The following is a 14,636-nucleotide window of genomic DNA, read 5'->3' on the forward strand; positions in this document are numbered from 1 at the left end:
GAACGCTCTACTTACCCAGCAGTTTCTTGAGGAATGATTTCTCCACCCTCTGGATCGCCCGCCCGCTGAGCGCCGCAGCCAGCTGATCGATGGCCATGGCCGGGCGCGAGGCCGGGCCGGTTTCGGAAATCATCTGGCCATTATTGGCCGCCGTGCCGAACACTTCAGGATCGAAGGGCACGATGATCTCGGGCTCCACGCCGATGGCGGCGGCGAAATCCTTCACCGGAATTTCCGGCCGCTTGGGCACACCGCACATGTTCAGTACCAGCCGGGGCGGGTTGTCGTTGACCCGGTGGCCCTTGAGCTGGTCGATCAGGTTCTTGCCATTGCGCAGCGAGGCCAGATCTGGCTGGCAGACCACGATTACCTCGTCAGACTGAATCAGCGTGGTGCGCAGCCACTGGTTCCAGACATGTGGCAGATCCAGCACCATGAAGGGCACGTTCCGGCGCACGCCCTGGATGACGGTCGTGTACGCATCATCGGGAATATCGATGATCTGGTTGATATGGGCCGGCGCGGTGAACAGGGAGAGGCGCTCAGTGGCGCGCGCCAGCAGGCGCTCGATCACCGCGTCGTCAGCCCGTTCGGGCGCCAACAGCGCATCGGCGATCGTCTGGGGCGTTTCCTGGTTGAAGTCGAGCGCGGTGGTGCCGAAGGAGAGATCGAGATCGACCAGCGTGGTGTTGACCTTGATATTCTCCGCCAGCGACCAGGCAAGGTTGTGGGCAATGGTGGAGGCCCCTACCCCGCCCTTTGCACCGACCACGGATATCTGGCGGCCAACAAAGGGCGCGTCCGGATCGGTAAACAGGCTCGATATAGCGCGGATGATCTGAAGCGGCTGGAACGGGGGAACAAGGTATTCCGATACGCCCCGCGCCATCAGCTGGCGGTAGAGCATGATGTCGTTGACCGATCCGATGACGACGACCTTCACATGCTCGTCGCAATGCTCGGCCAGCGCGTCGACCTCGGCGATCACCTGCTCGGCCACCGAGCCGGACTCGATGAGGATGAGGTTGGGGGTGGGGTTCCCCTGCAGATAATGGATCGCAGACGGAATGCCGCCAGGCAGGCACTCGACGGTGGCCCGGCCCATGCGCCGGTCCTGCGCGCAAAGTTCCATCAGCAGACGGGTTTCTTCACGCTCATAGAACAGCTTGATCGAAATGGCCGGCAGCAGGGCGTCGCCACCCTCATCTCCGGAAGAGAAAACCGGCATATTGTAGTTGGCCGGACGAGCCGCGAGATCCACCACCGGCTGCACGGGCGCAGCTGCCGCGGGCGCTTCCCCAAAGATTGCCGCCGTCGCCTTGCCTATCGGTGTCGATGGCCCCTCTTCGCCGAAGACATCTTCGAACTCAGGGTCGATGTCGTCTTCGAACATCGGATTGTCTTTACCCATCTTCTTTGTGCTCCCCGAGGCTTGCGCCTAGACGTTACTGAACTGCCGACGAGACAGCGCCGGACTCCTGGCTCAACCGTTCGGACGCCGTGGATTCCCCAGCACGGAACTTCTCCAGAATGACCTCGCGGCGGGAAAGATCAGACGGGTCAAGCGCGCGCTTCCCGAGAAGGTCACCTGGATCAATGATCATGGCGGCCAGATTGGTGCGGACCGAACAGCCCAGCGTCGGCAGTTGGTTGTTGGAATCGATATTGCTGAAATCCACCGTCGACTTGGGTGGGCAATAGGGCGCAATCGCCTCATAGCTCTGATAGGCCAGAATCATCGGCTCACTGACGGGCGAGCCCGCGCCATGGGCGCGGCCTGTCATTTCTTCATACTCAACGCCGAGATCCCAGGCGATGGCGCGGGCCTCTGCCACGGCGGCAACCGCGAGCTGCGGATTGGCCGAGGCCTGGGGCATCGACAGGACCAGGGGCCCATGGCCGCGCTTCACATAGCCTGCCAGGAATTCGCGGATACGCGCCCGGTCGCTGCTGGAAAGCTCGCTGGACTGCGCGTCGATGGCGACTTCCAGAAACTCGGTGCGCTTTTCGACCTGAATGGCATTGAGATCGAGCGGCGAGGTTTCAAGATATGCCGCCGGCACGGCGGTCGGCGCGGCGCTGGCGCAGGCCGTTATGGCCGCGGCGCTTGCGCCGAGGGCGATGAGAGCTGGTAGCGAACGGATCTGACGGGTCATGGTCTGTCTTGCCCTACTCTTCCATAAAGCCCACAGGGGCACGATATTCGTCAGCCTTGATGGGGGCGCCATCGCGGCCATAGGTTTCATTCAGCTTGCCGAAGAAAATGGTCTTTGCGTCCGAGGCGTTGGCATAACCGTCGGCGGGCGATTTCATGTTCGCCTTGCTGGCCGGGCCGACGAGATAGGGCGTCACCATCACGACCAGTTCGGTTTCATCCGAGAGGAAATCCCGCGACTGGAACAGGGCGCCCAGAATTGGCAGCTTCTTGAGACCAGGCAGCTGGTCGACAGTCTGGCGGTCCTTCACCGAAATGAGACCCGCCATCATCATCGAGCCTCCCGAAGGAAGTTCGACCACGGACTCTGCCCGCCGTACCGAAAGGGCTGGCAGGGTGGCGCCCTGAATAATCGTGGTGTTGCCGTCCGGATCGGTAAAGGTCTGCGCCGCGCCCTGGAAGGCGCCTTGTGAAGTCAGCTCGGATACTTCAGTCGACACTTTCAGCGAGATGCGCCCCTCGGAGAGGACAACCGGCGTGAAGGCAAGGCCAACTCCGTAAGGTTTGAACTCCACCGTGATCTGGCCATTCTGGTTCTGGCCGACCGGCACCGGGAACTCGCCGCCCGCGAGGAATTTCGCGCTCTCGCCCGACATTGCCACGATGTTGGGCTCTGCCAGTGTACGGACAATGCCAATACGCTCCATCGCATCGATTGCCGCCCCGACAGAGGACTGCAAGCGGCCATTATTGTAGTTGGTGTAGCCCGTTTTCAGAGACACCCCGCCCAGAGCCTGGCCCTGAACGTTGAAACCATTGGACGCGCTTCCGGAGAAGGAATTGGTGAAGGGGCTGTCGGGCTGGAGCATCTCGACGGCATTGCCCTGTCCGGTGGTATTGTACTGCCCCGTATCCGGATCAAAGAACAAGGGCAGGCCGCCCTGGAACACCTGCTGCAGCGACTGGCTGGCAAGTTCTCCAAAGCTGGTGGAGCCGGAAAGATTGATCCCCAGCTGCTTGATTACGCTGCGCTGCATCTCGACGATGCGCACTTCAAGCAGAACCTGATCCGCCGCGTTGACGTTCAGCATATTGACGATCTGAAGGCTGCCGCCGGCAGCCGCTTCCGGGAAGAAGGCCTTGACCAGACGGCTGACCTGATCGGACTGGGAGAGATTATCCACCATCCCGGTCAAGATGATGCTGCCATTGATGCTTTCAATCTTTACCCGCGCATCGGGAACATGCCGGGAAATGGTGTCCTCAAGGGAAGCAAGATCGGTTTCAACGGAAATGTTGAGGTCGAGCAGCGTGCGCCCTGCCCGGTCGAAGATCAGCGCATTGGTCTGGCCGAACCGGATACCGCGGAAAATGATCCGCTGCGCGGTCTGGACAACGGCGTCTGCGATCTCGGGATTGGAAATCACCACATCGGCGGCTGGCGCTTCCAGATCGACGATCATCGACTTGTCGACCCCGAGCGTCACCCGGCGGGAAACGGCCTGGTCGCCCGGCTTCGTGATGCTGGTTCCCATCCCGTTCGGCACGGTCTGGGCCACCGCCAGCGGGCCTGCTGCGATTGTAATGAGGGTAGCGCAGGTCAGCGCCTTCATCATGCGCATAATCAGTTGCTCCCCATGGCCGTAAGGGTCGGCCTGCTGTTGCGAATAATCATCACGGCGCTGCCGGCATCGTCGCCGCCATTCAGCTCGAGGCGCGGCGTGCGCGCGGCGCTGACGGCTTCCTCGCTGAGCGGACGCAGTGCGAGGGAAAGCTGTCCCTTGCTTTGCGACAGGGCCACCAGCTCTGCTTCGGAGGGGGTTACCTCAAGCGTTGCGGTGCGGCCGATACGCGTGGACTCTTCCGGCGCGCCGGGTGCATAGGCCTGGTCAATCGCCAGCACACGCACATTCTGAAGGATGATCTTGGAAACGGTGCGCTCTTCCGTCAGGCCATTATTGGCGGTCGGCTTCTGTTCATAGGTAAGGATCAGATCCACCCGGTCATTGGGCAGAATGAAGCCCCCCGAGGCAGACTCAGGCGATATACCAACCGAGACAGCGCGCATGTCTGCGCCCATCAACACCGGCAGAAGGCCCGCCTCGCCGCGCTTGACGATGCGCTGGGGCATCAGGGGTTCCCGCTTGTAGACCGGCATTTTTACAACTGCGCCTGCGATGTCCTCGATCGCATTCGGGGCCGCCGCTTCGGTATACTGACCTTCGACAACGCCCTTCTCAGGCCAGACCGACCATTGGAGGTCTTCGGCCTTAATCTGTTCACCGATGGCGAAGTCCCGCTTGGCGGTCAGAACCTTGATCTCGGAGACCTGTTCTGTCTGGACGATGGTGTTGTCGCGGGTCACCGTCTCGGTGACGACCTGCGGCTGGCTCATGCGGCTTACAAGCAGGGCTGCCCCGCCGGCTGCCACAAGCGCCAGCAACAGGATAATAATGCGTATCGGCGACATGCGGCGCCTCTCCCTCCCAATTCCGTATGCAAAGGTAAACGCATACGGCCAGCCAGTTCATACTGTGGGGAAAATTGCACGCGCCGCCTAAAGGATCGTTAACCGGAAATTCCAGCTGCAGCATAGAGGCCGGCCAGGAGGGAAGAGGCCGCGCCCGCCAGCAGGGCGCCGGCTGCAATCGCGACCCCGTAAGGTACGGGCGCCTTGGGATGGAAGGGCGCGCGCATGAAGCCCGGAATGGTTTCGGCCGGGGCCGTGCGGCGCACCGCAAGAATCAGGGTGGCGAAGAGGCCGCCCGCAATCGCCATCTTGAAGGCAAACGGAAGCGCCGCTTCCGGCCCCATCCAGAGCACGACGGCGGGGATCATCTTGGCGTCCCCTCCCCCGAAAATGCGGAAGGCGAAGAGGCCAAAGGCGATCACGAAGGCCAGCCCCCCGGCCATCAGATGCCCCCCGATGATCTCCAGCGGCAGGCCGGACACGGCCGCCGCCGGAATGAACAGGCCGGCAAGGGTGAGGTTCAGCCAGTTGGGGATCTTCAGCTGGTTTACATCATAAAGCGCCGCCAGCACGCACAGGCAGAGGAAAAGAGCGGCGAGAACCATGAGCACCATAAGACGTCTCCCAAAGATCGAGATCAGCAGCCGACCATGGCGCAAAAGCCTGAAAGAAGCCTTGAGGCGCTTGGAGCGCATGCCGAAATGAAAAGAGCCGCCGGACGAACCGGCGGCTCTCTTAAACCATTGACTGGTTTTTATTAGGTCGGGTCAGGACGATCAGCCAGTGCGCCGGAAACGTCATCGAAGGTACCACGCGTTTCGGTACCAAGAGCCGAAACACCACCGATGATGGCGACAGCGATCAGAGCGGCGATCAGGCCGTACTCAATAGCGGTTGCGCCGGACTCGTCTTTCAGAAAACGTGCAAACATTGGAAACTCCCATCATGCGTTTGACAGTTCCGGCTAGAAACTTTTATTCCCGGAACAGGGATAGTTCTACACGAGCAACTTTGAGATCTCGTTTCCGGAGTCAGAAAATTCATGAAGCGAAATCAGGGGGTTGTTTACTGATTACGCCGCAGCAAGCCTGGGCCCTACGCGCGCGCGATTCCTTATATATATACCTTGAAAATCCCCCTTCCCGGCGGAATGCGTTAGCCATGCCGGCGGGGCATTAGGAAATAGGAAACCAAAATAGGCGAGGTTCCGGAAAACATGCGCCGGAGTTTCCGTATAATGAAGATCCTCGTGAAGCCTGCCCTTGCTGCTCTCGCCAGCCTGGTTCTCTCCGGCGCCGCCCTGGCACAGCACTTGTCCATCGAGGCTTCAAAAACCGTGCCCCTGCGCCTTTCCGGCCCTGCCTCCAGCATCGTGGTGGGCAACAAGAACATTGCCGATGTCGCCGTGCATGACGAGCGGCTGATCTTCGTGACAGGCAAGAGCTATGGCACCACCAATCTGATGGTGTTCAACAAGGCCGGCGAAGAGGTTTACAGCGCCGAAGTGGTCGTCACCGCCAATTCATCCAACCTGGTGACCATCAACCGCGCCGGCCAGAACCAGACTTATGATTGCGCCCCGGTCTGCCGGTCAGCGCTGACGCTGGGGGATGATCCGGCCTATTTCTCCGGCCTCATGCAGCAGCAGCTGCAAGCCCAGGCCTTGACCGAAGGCAACTGACCGCCAACCAGGCGATGCGTAAAATTGCATCGACCTGATCAACGGGCCACAAACCGGAACATGATAAAGCTTCAGGCTGATCCCATTGGGGGGAATAGCCTGATGATGCCCAGCATCCGATATAGCCTTGCGATGCGCCTTAAGGCGCGTTTTCGCGATTATGCCAACGACCATCGCGGCATCGCTGCGGTGGAGTTTGCGCTGATCGCCGCTCCCTTCTTTTTCCTGATCTTTGGCCTGCTGGAAGTCTGCATGATCTTCATCATGGCGGCGATCCTTGACCATGGAATTGCCGATGCCGCCCGGCCGCTGCGCACGGGCGCTGTGCAGCAGGCGGGCATGACACCTGAAGAGTTCCGGGAACTGCTCTGCAGTGAACTGATGGGTATGATGGACTGCCAGAACCGCCTTTATTTCGACGTCCAGACCATCGATGGCTTCAACCTCGTACCAACGGGCTCACCTCTAAACGACGCGGGCGCCATCAATGGCGAGGAATTCGGGTTCATTCCGGGCGGCCCCAACGATATCGTGGCCGTGCGCGTATTCTATGAGTGGAATCTGATGACTCCCGGTCTCACCGCCCCCCTCGCCAACATGGCCGGCCACAAACACCTGATCCAGTCCAATGTAGTGTTCCGCAACGAGCCCTTCGGGAGCGAATCCTAATGCTGCTCAATCACTATTTCAAAGCCCGCCTGGAGCGGAAGAACGCGCCCCGGCGGCTTGGCCTGAAAAGCCTTCTTCGCAATGAGGATGGAGTTTCGGCCGTCGAGTTTGCCTTTATCGCGCCCCTCCTAGTGCTGATCTTCTTCGGCTGTATCGAGCTGAGCTTCATGATGCGCGCCGATCGCCGCGTCACCGCGACAGCCTCCAGCCTGGGGGATCTCACCTCACGCCTTGCTTCGGTATCCGATGAGGACATGCGAGAGCTCTACAACGCCGCCACGGTGATGATGCAGCCCTATCAGGCATCGGAAACCCGTATGCGGATTACATCCATCGTCGATAACGGCAATGGCCAGAAGCGGGTTGCCTGGTCAGACGGGTACAAGATGGAGCCACGCGTGGTCAATTCCATCGTGCCGGTGCCGGAGGGCATTGTGCCCCAGCCCGGTTCGGTGATCCTGACCGAGATCGAGTATGACTACACAAGCGGCTTCAGCGTGGTGATCGATACATCGATCACGATGAGCGACACCTTCTATCTCCGCCCCCGGCGCGTTTCGAACATCGAACGCATCCGCCAAGGCGGCAGTGGCCCGCCTGCCTTCGGCCCATCGAGCTGAGAAGCTAGGCGGCGCGCCGCGCCGGCGGATCAGACTTGACCGTCAGCAACACCGCGAGCCCGAGGAAGAACAGCAGCGCGATGGCCGACATGCCGATCCGCTGATCGCCTGACCAGCGCGTGAACTGCTCGATCAGCAGTGGCCCGAGCCAGACCGTCACCGTTCCGGCAATCGCGAACAGGCCGAAGAATTCGCCCCGCATATGCGCCGGCGCGACATGGATCAGCATCGACCGGCTCGAGGAAATGTTCGCCGTGGCGAAGATGGCAATCAGCGCGCCTTGGAACAGATAGATAAGATCCGATGAGCCGGAGAAGAATGGCGCGTCCCATACCTTTACGTTTGGCACCAGGCCGAAGAAGGCAGAGTCTCGCGTGACCGAAAGACCGAGGAACAGGATCAGCACAATCGCGGCGATCTCGACGATCAGCGCATTCTTGGGACCGAGCCGCTGGTCCAGCCAACCACCGAAGATGCCGCCCGCCACGCCCCAGGCCGAGGCCCAGATGGCGTAGATGGTCAACTCGATCAGGCCCCAGCCGAGGAACAGGCTGACATACACCGCGCCGATGGTCAGCAGCGCGAACATCCCGTCCGCATAGATGGTCCGGGCAATGAGGAATTTGAACGCCTCGCGGTGATGCGCCGCCTGGCGAATGGTGCGGACCACGCCCTGGGCGCCTTCCCGGATCGCGCGTACCGGCGAAGTGCCCCGTACGCCCGTATCCCTCGCATAGAGGAAAAACGGGATCATCGAGGCCAGCATCCAGACCCCGCAGATCGGCCCGGCAATGCGAAACTGTTCGTACTGGGCCGGATCAATTCCAAACAAGGGGGCGGAAAAGGGCCAGCCAAGCACCTCCGGCAGCGCAAACATGAACACGATGGCGACAAACATCAGCGTCGCCATGCCATTGCCGAGCGCAAGGCCAAGTCCCGATACGGCCGGCAAAGCGTCCAGCCGCGCCGCATCCGGCAGCATCGAATTGTGCGCCACCTCGCTATAGCTGTAGCAGACATAGGCGATGATCAGCAGCGACATGATCGCGCCGGTCGAGAGGCCGACCGGTCCCGGAATGGCCCACCAGAGGGAAATTCCCACCAGCGAGATCAGCGACAGGCAAAAGAAGATCAGCGGCTTGCGGCGCAGGCCCCGGTCGAACGCGGCGCCGAGGAAGGGCGCGGTCAGGGCAGCGATATAGCCTGCCGTCTTGGAAAGATTGGCAACCATCGCCTGGCCTTCGGCGCCCGCAACGCGGCGGGCCTCCTCAGGCGAGAGCCCATCCAGCTTGCCGCTGGCGAGAATGTCGGCGCCGACAATGTCCCGCGCGAAATACGGCGCGAACACATAGATGACGATCAGGATGTAGTAGGGATTGCGCGCCGCCTCAAACCAGGCCCAGGAGAAGCCGGTCTTGCCGAGCGCGCCTCCTTCTCCCTTGTGAGTATGAGCCAGGTTGCCGCCACCGGCATCCACAATCGCTTGCGCCATTCGCATCCTCCCGGCGCGTGTGCTCCGCGCGTTGTGCGGCGAGACTAGTCGCAATTGCACAAAGCGGAAGGCGGTTTTGTCTGTGACCCAGCGTCAGCCCTGAAGCTTGCCGGCAAGCTCCCCGGCATAGCGGGTGATGTCCCCTGCTCCCAGGCAGACAACCATCGCGCCCGGCCCCGCCAGCGCCTTGACCGCTTCGGGCAGATCGGCGAGCGACGACAATGCCTGCGCGCTGCGATGGCCGTGGCGCTGGATGGAGCGGACAAGGGCTTCGTGCGTGATGCCGGGTATAGGCGTCTCGCCCGCCTCATAGACAGGGGCGACCAGAACATGATCGGCCTGATCGAAGCAGCGGGAAAATTCCTCAAAGAGGTCGCTCAGCCGCGAATACCGGTGGGGCTGGCAGACAGCGATCAGCGTGCGGTCGCCCTGCATGGCGCGCCCGGCCTTGAGCACCGCGGCAATCTCGACCGGGTGGTGGCCGTAATCATCGATGATCTTCACCGGATCCTGCCCCGCAGCGGGCACCCAGTCGCCCACCGGCGTAAAGCGCCGCTTCACGCCGCCAAACTTTGCCAGCGAGCCCCGGATCTGGTCATCACTCGCGCCGAGTTCGAGCGCCACGGTGATGGCCGCCAGCGCGTTCTGGACGTTATGCTCGCCCGCCATCGGCAGGGTCAGCCCTGCGATCCGGCGGGGCGGCTCGCCGGCCCCGCGCCGGATTTCGACGTCGAAATGCGCGCCGGAAAGATCGGTGCGCAGGCTCACCGCGCGCACATCGGCCTGCAGGTTGAACCCATAGGTGATGCGCCGCCGGTCGGTGACGCGGGCAGCCAGCGCCTGTACTTCAGGGTGATCCGTACAGAGAACAGCAAAGCCATAGAAGGGCAGGTTCTCGACAAAGGTGTCGAACGCCTCGCGCAGATTTTCCATGGTGCCGTAATGGTCCATATGCTCGGGGTCGATATTGGTGACGATAGCGCAGGTGGGGTGAAGCTTGGCGAAGGTGCCATCGCTCTCATCGCTTTCCACCACCATCCAGTCGCTTTCGCCCGCCTTATAGTTTGAGCCATAGGCATGGATGATGCCGCCATTGATGACCGTCGGGTCAATGCCCGCCCCGTCCAGCAGGCAGGCGACCAGCGAGGTGGTGGTCGTCTTGCCATGCGTGCCAGCAATGCAGACGGTGTATTTGAGGCGGGTGATCTCGGCCAGCATATTGGCCCGGCGCACAACCGGGATGCCTGCAGCGCGCGCGGCCTGCACTTCCGGATTATCGCGGCGGATAGCGGTGGAGATGATCACCGTGCCCGCGCCGGTCACATTCTCGGCTTTGTGGCCGATGAACACTTTCACCCCGCGCGCCCGCAGGCGCTCGACATTGGCGCTGTCGGCCACGTCCGAGCCCTGAACCTCATAGCCCATGGTCAGCATCACATCGGCAATGCCCGACATACCGATGCCGCCGATGCCGACGATATGCGCCGGGCCTACCGGAAACGGGGTTGGGGTGGTCATGGCAAACCTCGCGCCTCTAAATCGTCCGCCGCGTCAGTGACAACAAAAGCCCCGCAATCGCAACGATCAGCATCAGGCCCATCACCAGTGTCATCGGACCTTCGCCCTTATGCACACCGACGCCTTCGACCAGAACCTGCACATGCGTGAAATACGACATCCAGAAAATCCCGACCGTAACACCCCATGCCGCCGACAGCATGCGGGAGGAGCCCTGATACAGCGTGCGGATGGCGCCCCAGATCAGCGCCCCGGCCGTAATGAAGCTGACCAGCCAGAACGGCCAGGGCAGCCAATGGCCCCAATTGCGCACGACCTCGAAGATCGTGAGGAACAGGCCGAAGACGATTGCAATGTAGGCAGAGCGGCGGATCATAGTTCCGCGATCCTCTCCGCCATTTCCGCCAGTTTCTGGGCCGCATCCGGGCGGGCGGCAGTCTTTGCCGCGGCAGCGCGCGCCGCAAGGTCTGCGCCATCAGAGAGGCGCGCCGAGATCAGCTCGCCGAGCAGCCTGGGGGTCACATTGGCTTCCAGGATCATGTCGGCGGCGCCCACCTCGGTCAGCGCTTCAGCGTTCGCCGCCTGATGGTCATCCATGGCGATGGCGAGCGGAATGAGGATCGACGGGCGCCCGACAGCGGCCAGTTCGCTCACCGTGCCGGCACCCGAGCGCGCGATCACCAGATGGGACGCAGCGAGACGCTCCGGCATGTCGCGGAAGAAGGCAGACAGCTCGCAGGCAACACCAGCATTGCGGTAGATGTTCGAGACAATCTCATATTGTTCCTCGCGCACCTGCTGGACCACCTTGAGGCGCACACGCAGCGGCGCGGGAATATGATTGGCGATCGCCAGCGGCACGACTTCGCCAATGATGCGCGACCCCTGGCTGCCACCGGTGACGAAGATGTTCAGCGTCTCGTCCGTAGGCGGATAGGGAACCTTACCGGCTTCCAGGATGGGGGCGCGCACGGGATTGCCGATCGGCATGTGCGCCGATCCGGGGGGCAGGCGGTCGAGCCGCTCAAAGCCGCTGGCCACCAGCTTGGCATGTTTGGCAAACTGGCGGTTCACCCGGCCAAGCACGGCATTCTGTTCGTGGATGATGATCGGCACGCTGAGGCGGCGCGCCGCCGCCAGCGCGGGAAAGGCCGGATAGCCGCCAAAGCCGGCGACCAGCGCCGGGCGGTGCTGCTTCATCAGGCGGCGGGCACGGGCAATGCCGGCATTGATCTTCAGCGCCGCGCCGGGCACCGTCCAGGGTTTGCGGAAGTTGGGGCTGGCCGCCTCGATCTCTTCCTTCCAGTCTGCCGGAAAGTCGGCAGCGTATTTCAGGCCGCGGGAATCGGAGATCAGCGCCGTGTTCCAGCCGCGCGCGCGCATTTCGTCGGCAAAGGCGCGGGCGGGGAACATGTGGCCGCCGGTGCCCCCGGCTGCGATGATGACGAGTTTTGAATCGGGTGTGTCAGCCATACTGGCCACGGCTCCTTGTGCCTTCGCCGCGGACGAGAGCAAGCGCAAGGCCGAGCGTCAATCCCATACCCACCATGGAAGAGCCGCCATAGGAGACAAAAGGCAGTGTCACACCGGTTGGCGGCAGAACGGCCAGGTTCACGCCGATATTGACCGCCGCCTGGAGGCTGAACAGGGTGAAGAGGCCCGCCGCCGCCGTGCGGGCATAGCCGTCCTCGATACGGGCAGCCGCGCGGAAACCGCGGATCGCCATCATCGCAAAGATCGCCATCAGCACCACAATCGCCACGAGACCAAACTCCTCGGCCATCACCGCGAAGATGAAATCGGTATGCGCGTCCGGCAGGCGGGCCTTCACCAGCCCTTCCCCCGGCCCGACACCGAACAGGCCGCCCCGGCTGATGGCTTCGGCCGCCTTGTCGAGCTGGTAGCGGTCCACCGAAGCCGGGTTCACGAACACATCCACCCGCGCCTTCACATAAGGCAGCAGATTATAGAGCGCTATCGCCAGCACGCCGCCGCCCAGTCCAAAGATCCCCACCCAGCGCTTGGGCAGGCCGCTGACGAAGAAGGTCGTCAGAAAGGCGGCCGTCAGCAGCACCGACTGGCTGACATCCGGTTGCAGCAGCAGCAGGCCGAGCGTCACCGCATAGAAGATGAAGGCCACCAGCGCCCAGGGGCCCTTGGGATAAAGCTCGCGCTGCGCCAGCAGCCAGCCGCAGAGCAGGATCAGCGCCGGCTTCACCGTCTCGCTCGGCTGGATGGAGAAGCCGGCAAAGCGCAACCAGCGCTGGGCGCCCTTGGCCTCATGCCCGATGCCAAGCACGGCAATCATCATCATGATACTGACGAAGAAAATCGCGGTTGCCGCGCGCCGCGCCCATTTCCGGTCAAGCGCGCTGAAACTCATCATGATCGTAAAGCTGAGGGCCGCCAGTCCCGCCTGCCGGTAGACGAAGTAATAGGCGTCGCCATAGCCGATCCGCGCAGAGGCAGACGGCCCGGCGGCGAGCGACATCAGGAGACCGATCCCCATCAGCAGAACGGCGCCGGCCACCAGCCCCCAATCCAGCGTGCGGCGCCATTCGGTAAACCAGGATGTGTCCGAACGCGGCAGAAGCGGTGCGTTGGCCGTGTAGCTCACGCGGTCACCTTGAGACTGGCCGGCATCATGCCCTGCACAAGGCTGCGGAACGCGTCGCCCCGCTGCTCGTAATCCTTGAACTGATCAAAGCTCGCGCAGGCAGGCGACAGGAGGATGACCGCGCCCGGCTCTCCGGCCGCCTTGGCGTCGCGATAGGCCGCCTCCACCGCCCGGTCGAGCGCGCCGCACACCTGGCTGGGCACCTTGCCGTGCAGCGTAGCGGCAAAGGCATCTTCGGCCTGACCGATCAGGTAGGCCTTGGTGATGTTGGGAAAGAGCGGGGCGAGCGGGGCAATGCCCTCCGCCTTCGGAACCCCGCCGGCAATCCAGTAGATGTTCTTGAAGGCGCGCAGCGCCTGTTCGGCAGCCTGGGCGTTGGTTGCCTTGGAATCGTTGATGAAGCGGATGCCGCCGATCTCGCCGACCGCTTCCATCCGGTGGGCAAGGCCGGGGAAGGAGCGCAGTCCCGCCATGATCGTACCCGGATCAAGGCCCAGCGCCCGGCACGCCGCATACGCCGCCGCGGCGTTCTGATAGTTGTGGCGTCCGATCAGCGCCGGACATTCATCCAGCTTGCCGACGAATTCCGCCTTGCCGGACTGATTGTCATAAAGGCGGCCGTCCACCGCGCTGATGCCCTTGCCCAGCGTGTAGGTAGAGGAAATCTGCACCACCTTCTGCGGCCCCTTGGCCGACAGGCCGATGGCGATCGACTGGGAATAGACATCGTCAAACCCGATGACGGCGACATCCTTCTCCGTCTGGTTCTGGAAGATGCGCATCTTCGCGGCCTGATAGCCATCCATGCCGCCATGCCGGTCGAGATGGTCAGGCGAGAGGTTCATGAAGACGGCCACATCGCAGCGCAGGCTTTTCACCAGGTCGAGCTGGTAGGACGACATCTCCAGCACATAGATGGCATTGGAATGCAGCGGGGCGAGATCGAGCACGCCGGTGCCGATATTGCCGCCAACGCGCGCGTCGCGGCCCGCCTGTTTCAGTATATGCCCGATCAGCGCCGTGGTGGTGGACTTGCCATTGGTACCGGTGATCGCGACGATCTTCGGCCGCGCCCGCTCGGGCAGTGCCTGCACGGCGCGCGCGAAGAGTTCCATATCCCCGATCACCGGAACGCCGGTCATCTCCGCCATCCGCACCAGGCGGTGAGGTTGGGGGAATTTGTACGGAATGCCCGGCGACAGGACGAGCGCAGCAAAGGTCTGCCAGTCGCGCTTGTTGATGTCGGAGAGGGCGATGCCGGCCGCTTCGGCCTTTGCGCGGCTTTCCTCATTATCATCCCACGCATGGACGCGCGCGCCGCCAGCCTTGAGGGCTTTGGCCGCGCTGAGACCGGTGCGGCCAAGGCCGTACACCGCAACGTCTTTTCCCGCGTATTCGGTAATGGGGATCATGG

Annotated in this window: 15 protein-coding genes; 3 read left to right on the forward strand and 12 right to left on the reverse strand. The window is 62.5% G+C overall.

Annotated elements, in window-relative coordinates:
• Positions 1-7: 7 nt before the first annotated feature.
• From HPO_RS14485 to HPO_RS20330, 6 genes are all read right to left on the reverse strand, one after another.
• On the reverse strand, positions 8-1,411 hold the full coding sequence (locus HPO_RS14485; protein ID WP_035600262.1) for a CpaE/TadZ family protein: 1,404 nt from the start codon (positions 1,409-1,411) through the stop codon (positions 8-10).
• A 34-nt stretch (positions 1,412-1,445) separates the two neighbouring features.
• Positions 1,446-2,156 (reverse strand): CpaD family pilus assembly protein, encoded by a 711-nt coding sequence (locus tag HPO_RS14490; RefSeq protein ID WP_035600265.1) that lies wholly within the window; start codon positions 2,154-2,156, stop codon positions 1,446-1,448.
• A gap of 13 nt (positions 2,157-2,169) precedes the next feature.
• On the reverse strand, positions 2,170-3,777 hold the full coding sequence (locus tag HPO_RS14495; RefSeq protein ID WP_035600266.1) for a type II and III secretion system protein family protein: 1,608 nt from the start codon (positions 3,775-3,777) through the stop codon (positions 2,170-2,172).
• A gap of 2 nt (positions 3,778-3,779) precedes the next feature.
• Positions 3,780-4,625 (reverse strand): Flp pilus assembly protein CpaB, encoded by an 846-nt coding sequence (gene cpaB / locus HPO_RS14500; RefSeq protein ID WP_051612652.1) that lies wholly within the window; start codon positions 4,623-4,625, stop codon positions 3,780-3,782.
• A gap of 98 nt (positions 4,626-4,723) precedes the next feature.
• Positions 4,724-5,239 (reverse strand): A24 family peptidase, encoded by a 516-nt coding sequence (locus HPO_RS14505; RefSeq protein WP_035600267.1) that lies wholly within the window; start codon positions 5,237-5,239, stop codon positions 4,724-4,726.
• A gap of 143 nt (positions 5,240-5,382) precedes the next feature.
• A complete protein-coding gene (locus tag HPO_RS20330; protein WP_084324345.1) occupies positions 5,383-5,556 on the reverse strand; it encodes a Flp family type IVb pilin in 174 nt (57 codons plus the stop codon).
• A 306-nt stretch (positions 5,557-5,862) separates the two neighbouring features.
• Here HPO_RS20330 and HPO_RS14510 point away from each other — a divergent pair, with 306 nt between their 5' ends.
• The 3 genes from HPO_RS14510 (at position 5,863) to HPO_RS14520 (ending at position 7,595) form a co-directional block, all read left to right on the forward strand.
• Entirely contained in the window at positions 5,863-6,306 is a 444-nt protein-coding gene (locus HPO_RS14510) for a pilus assembly protein N-terminal domain-containing protein (protein ID WP_035600269.1), read from the forward strand.
• Between the two features lie 102 nt (positions 6,307-6,408).
• A complete protein-coding gene (locus HPO_RS14515) occupies positions 6,409-6,975 on the forward strand; it encodes a TadE/TadG family type IV pilus assembly protein (RefSeq protein ID WP_241767931.1) in 567 nt (188 codons plus the stop codon).
• Positions 6,975-7,595, forward strand: coding sequence for a TadE/TadG family type IV pilus assembly protein (locus HPO_RS14520; RefSeq protein ID WP_035600270.1), 621 nt, complete (start codon positions 6,975-6,977; stop codon positions 7,593-7,595). Before HPO_RS14515 ends, HPO_RS14520 begins: the two co-directional genes overlap by 1 nt.
• Positions 7,596-7,599: 4 nt before the next feature.
• Here HPO_RS14520 and HPO_RS14525 read toward each other — a convergent pair whose 3' ends face one another.
• The 6 genes from HPO_RS14525 to murD all read right to left on the reverse strand — a co-directional run bounded on the left by HPO_RS14525 (position 7,600) and on the right by murD (position 14,634).
• On the reverse strand, positions 7,600-9,087 hold the full coding sequence (locus tag HPO_RS14525; RefSeq protein ID WP_035600272.1) for an MFS transporter: 1,488 nt from the start codon (positions 9,085-9,087) through the stop codon (positions 7,600-7,602).
• A 93-nt stretch (positions 9,088-9,180) separates the two neighbouring features.
• Positions 9,181-10,605, reverse strand: coding sequence for a UDP-N-acetylmuramate--L-alanine ligase (gene murC / locus HPO_RS14530; RefSeq protein ID WP_035600274.1), 1,425 nt, complete (start codon positions 10,603-10,605; stop codon positions 9,181-9,183).
• Between the two features lie 16 nt (positions 10,606-10,621).
• The gene (locus HPO_RS14535; protein ID WP_035600275.1) at positions 10,622-10,981 is read right to left on the reverse strand and encodes a hypothetical protein; all 360 of its coding nucleotides are present in this window, start codon (positions 10,979-10,981) and stop codon (positions 10,622-10,624) included.
• The gene (gene murG, locus HPO_RS14540; protein ID WP_035600277.1) at positions 10,978-12,078 is read right to left on the reverse strand and encodes an undecaprenyldiphospho-muramoylpentapeptide beta-N-acetylglucosaminyltransferase; all 1,101 of its coding nucleotides are present in this window, start codon (positions 12,076-12,078) and stop codon (positions 10,978-10,980) included. Before murG ends, HPO_RS14535 begins: the two co-directional genes overlap by 4 nt.
• Positions 12,071-13,222, reverse strand: a complete 1,152-nt coding sequence (locus HPO_RS14545; RefSeq protein WP_084324347.1) for an FtsW/RodA/SpoVE family cell cycle protein — start codon at positions 13,220-13,222, stop codon at positions 12,071-12,073. The genes murG and HPO_RS14545 overlap by 8 nt, the downstream gene beginning before the upstream one ends.
• A complete protein-coding gene (gene murD / locus HPO_RS14550; RefSeq protein WP_035600279.1) occupies positions 13,219-14,634 on the reverse strand; it encodes a UDP-N-acetylmuramoyl-L-alanine--D-glutamate ligase in 1,416 nt (471 codons plus the stop codon). Before murD ends, HPO_RS14545 begins: the two co-directional genes overlap by 4 nt.
• Positions 14,635-14,636 lie beyond the last annotated feature (2 nt).

It is taken from the genome of Hyphomonas polymorpha PS728, assembly GCF_000685315.1.
GTDB classification, from domain to species: domain Bacteria; phylum Pseudomonadota; class Alphaproteobacteria; order Caulobacterales; family Hyphomonadaceae; genus Hyphomonas; species Hyphomonas polymorpha.

What these genes read in the sequence shown, in the direction of transcription:
- HPO_RS20330 (WP_084324345.1), bottom strand. Translation starts at nt 5,556, where the DNA reads ATGTTTGCACGTTTTCTGAAAGACGAGTCCGGCGCAACCGCTATTGAG.
- HPO_RS14505 (WP_035600267.1), bottom strand. Translation starts at nt 5,239, where the DNA reads ATGGTGCTCATGGTTCTCGCCGCTCTTTTCCTCTGCCTGTGCGTGCTG.
- murC (WP_035600274.1), bottom strand. Translation starts at nt 10,605, where the DNA reads ATGACCACCCCAACCCCGTTTCCGGTAGGCCCGGCGCATATCGTCGGC.
- HPO_RS14485 (WP_035600262.1), bottom strand. Translation starts at nt 1,411, where the DNA reads ATGGGTAAAGACAATCCGATGTTCGAAGACGACATCGACCCTGAGTTC.
- HPO_RS14510 (WP_035600269.1), top strand. Translation starts at nt 5,863, where the DNA reads ATGAAGATCCTCGTGAAGCCTGCCCTTGCTGCTCTCGCCAGCCTGGTT.
- HPO_RS14490 (WP_035600265.1), bottom strand. Translation starts at nt 2,156, where the DNA reads ATGACCCGTCAGATCCGTTCGCTACCAGCTCTCATCGCCCTCGGCGCA.
- HPO_RS14535 (WP_035600275.1), bottom strand. Translation starts at nt 10,981, where the DNA reads ATGATCCGCCGCTCTGCCTACATTGCAATCGTCTTCGGCCTGTTCCTC.
- HPO_RS14525 (WP_035600272.1), bottom strand. Translation starts at nt 9,087, where the DNA reads ATGGCGCAAGCGATTGTGGATGCCGGTGGCGGCAACCTGGCTCATACT.
- cpaB (WP_051612652.1), bottom strand. Translation starts at nt 4,625, where the DNA reads ATGTCGCCGATACGCATTATTATCCTGTTGCTGGCGCTTGTGGCAGCC.
- HPO_RS14520 (WP_035600270.1), top strand. Translation starts at nt 6,975, where the DNA reads ATGCTGCTCAATCACTATTTCAAAGCCCGCCTGGAGCGGAAGAACGCG.
- murD (WP_035600279.1), bottom strand. Translation starts at nt 14,634, where the DNA reads ATGATCCCCATTACCGAATACGCGGGAAAAGACGTTGCGGTGTACGGC.
- murG (WP_035600277.1), bottom strand. Translation starts at nt 12,078, where the DNA reads ATGGCTGACACACCCGATTCAAAACTCGTCATCATCGCAGCCGGGGGC.
- HPO_RS14495 (WP_035600266.1), bottom strand. Translation starts at nt 3,777, where the DNA reads ATGCGCATGATGAAGGCGCTGACCTGCGCTACCCTCATTACAATCGCA.
- HPO_RS14515 (WP_241767931.1), top strand. Translation starts at nt 6,409, where the DNA reads ATGATGCCCAGCATCCGATATAGCCTTGCGATGCGCCTTAAGGCGCGT.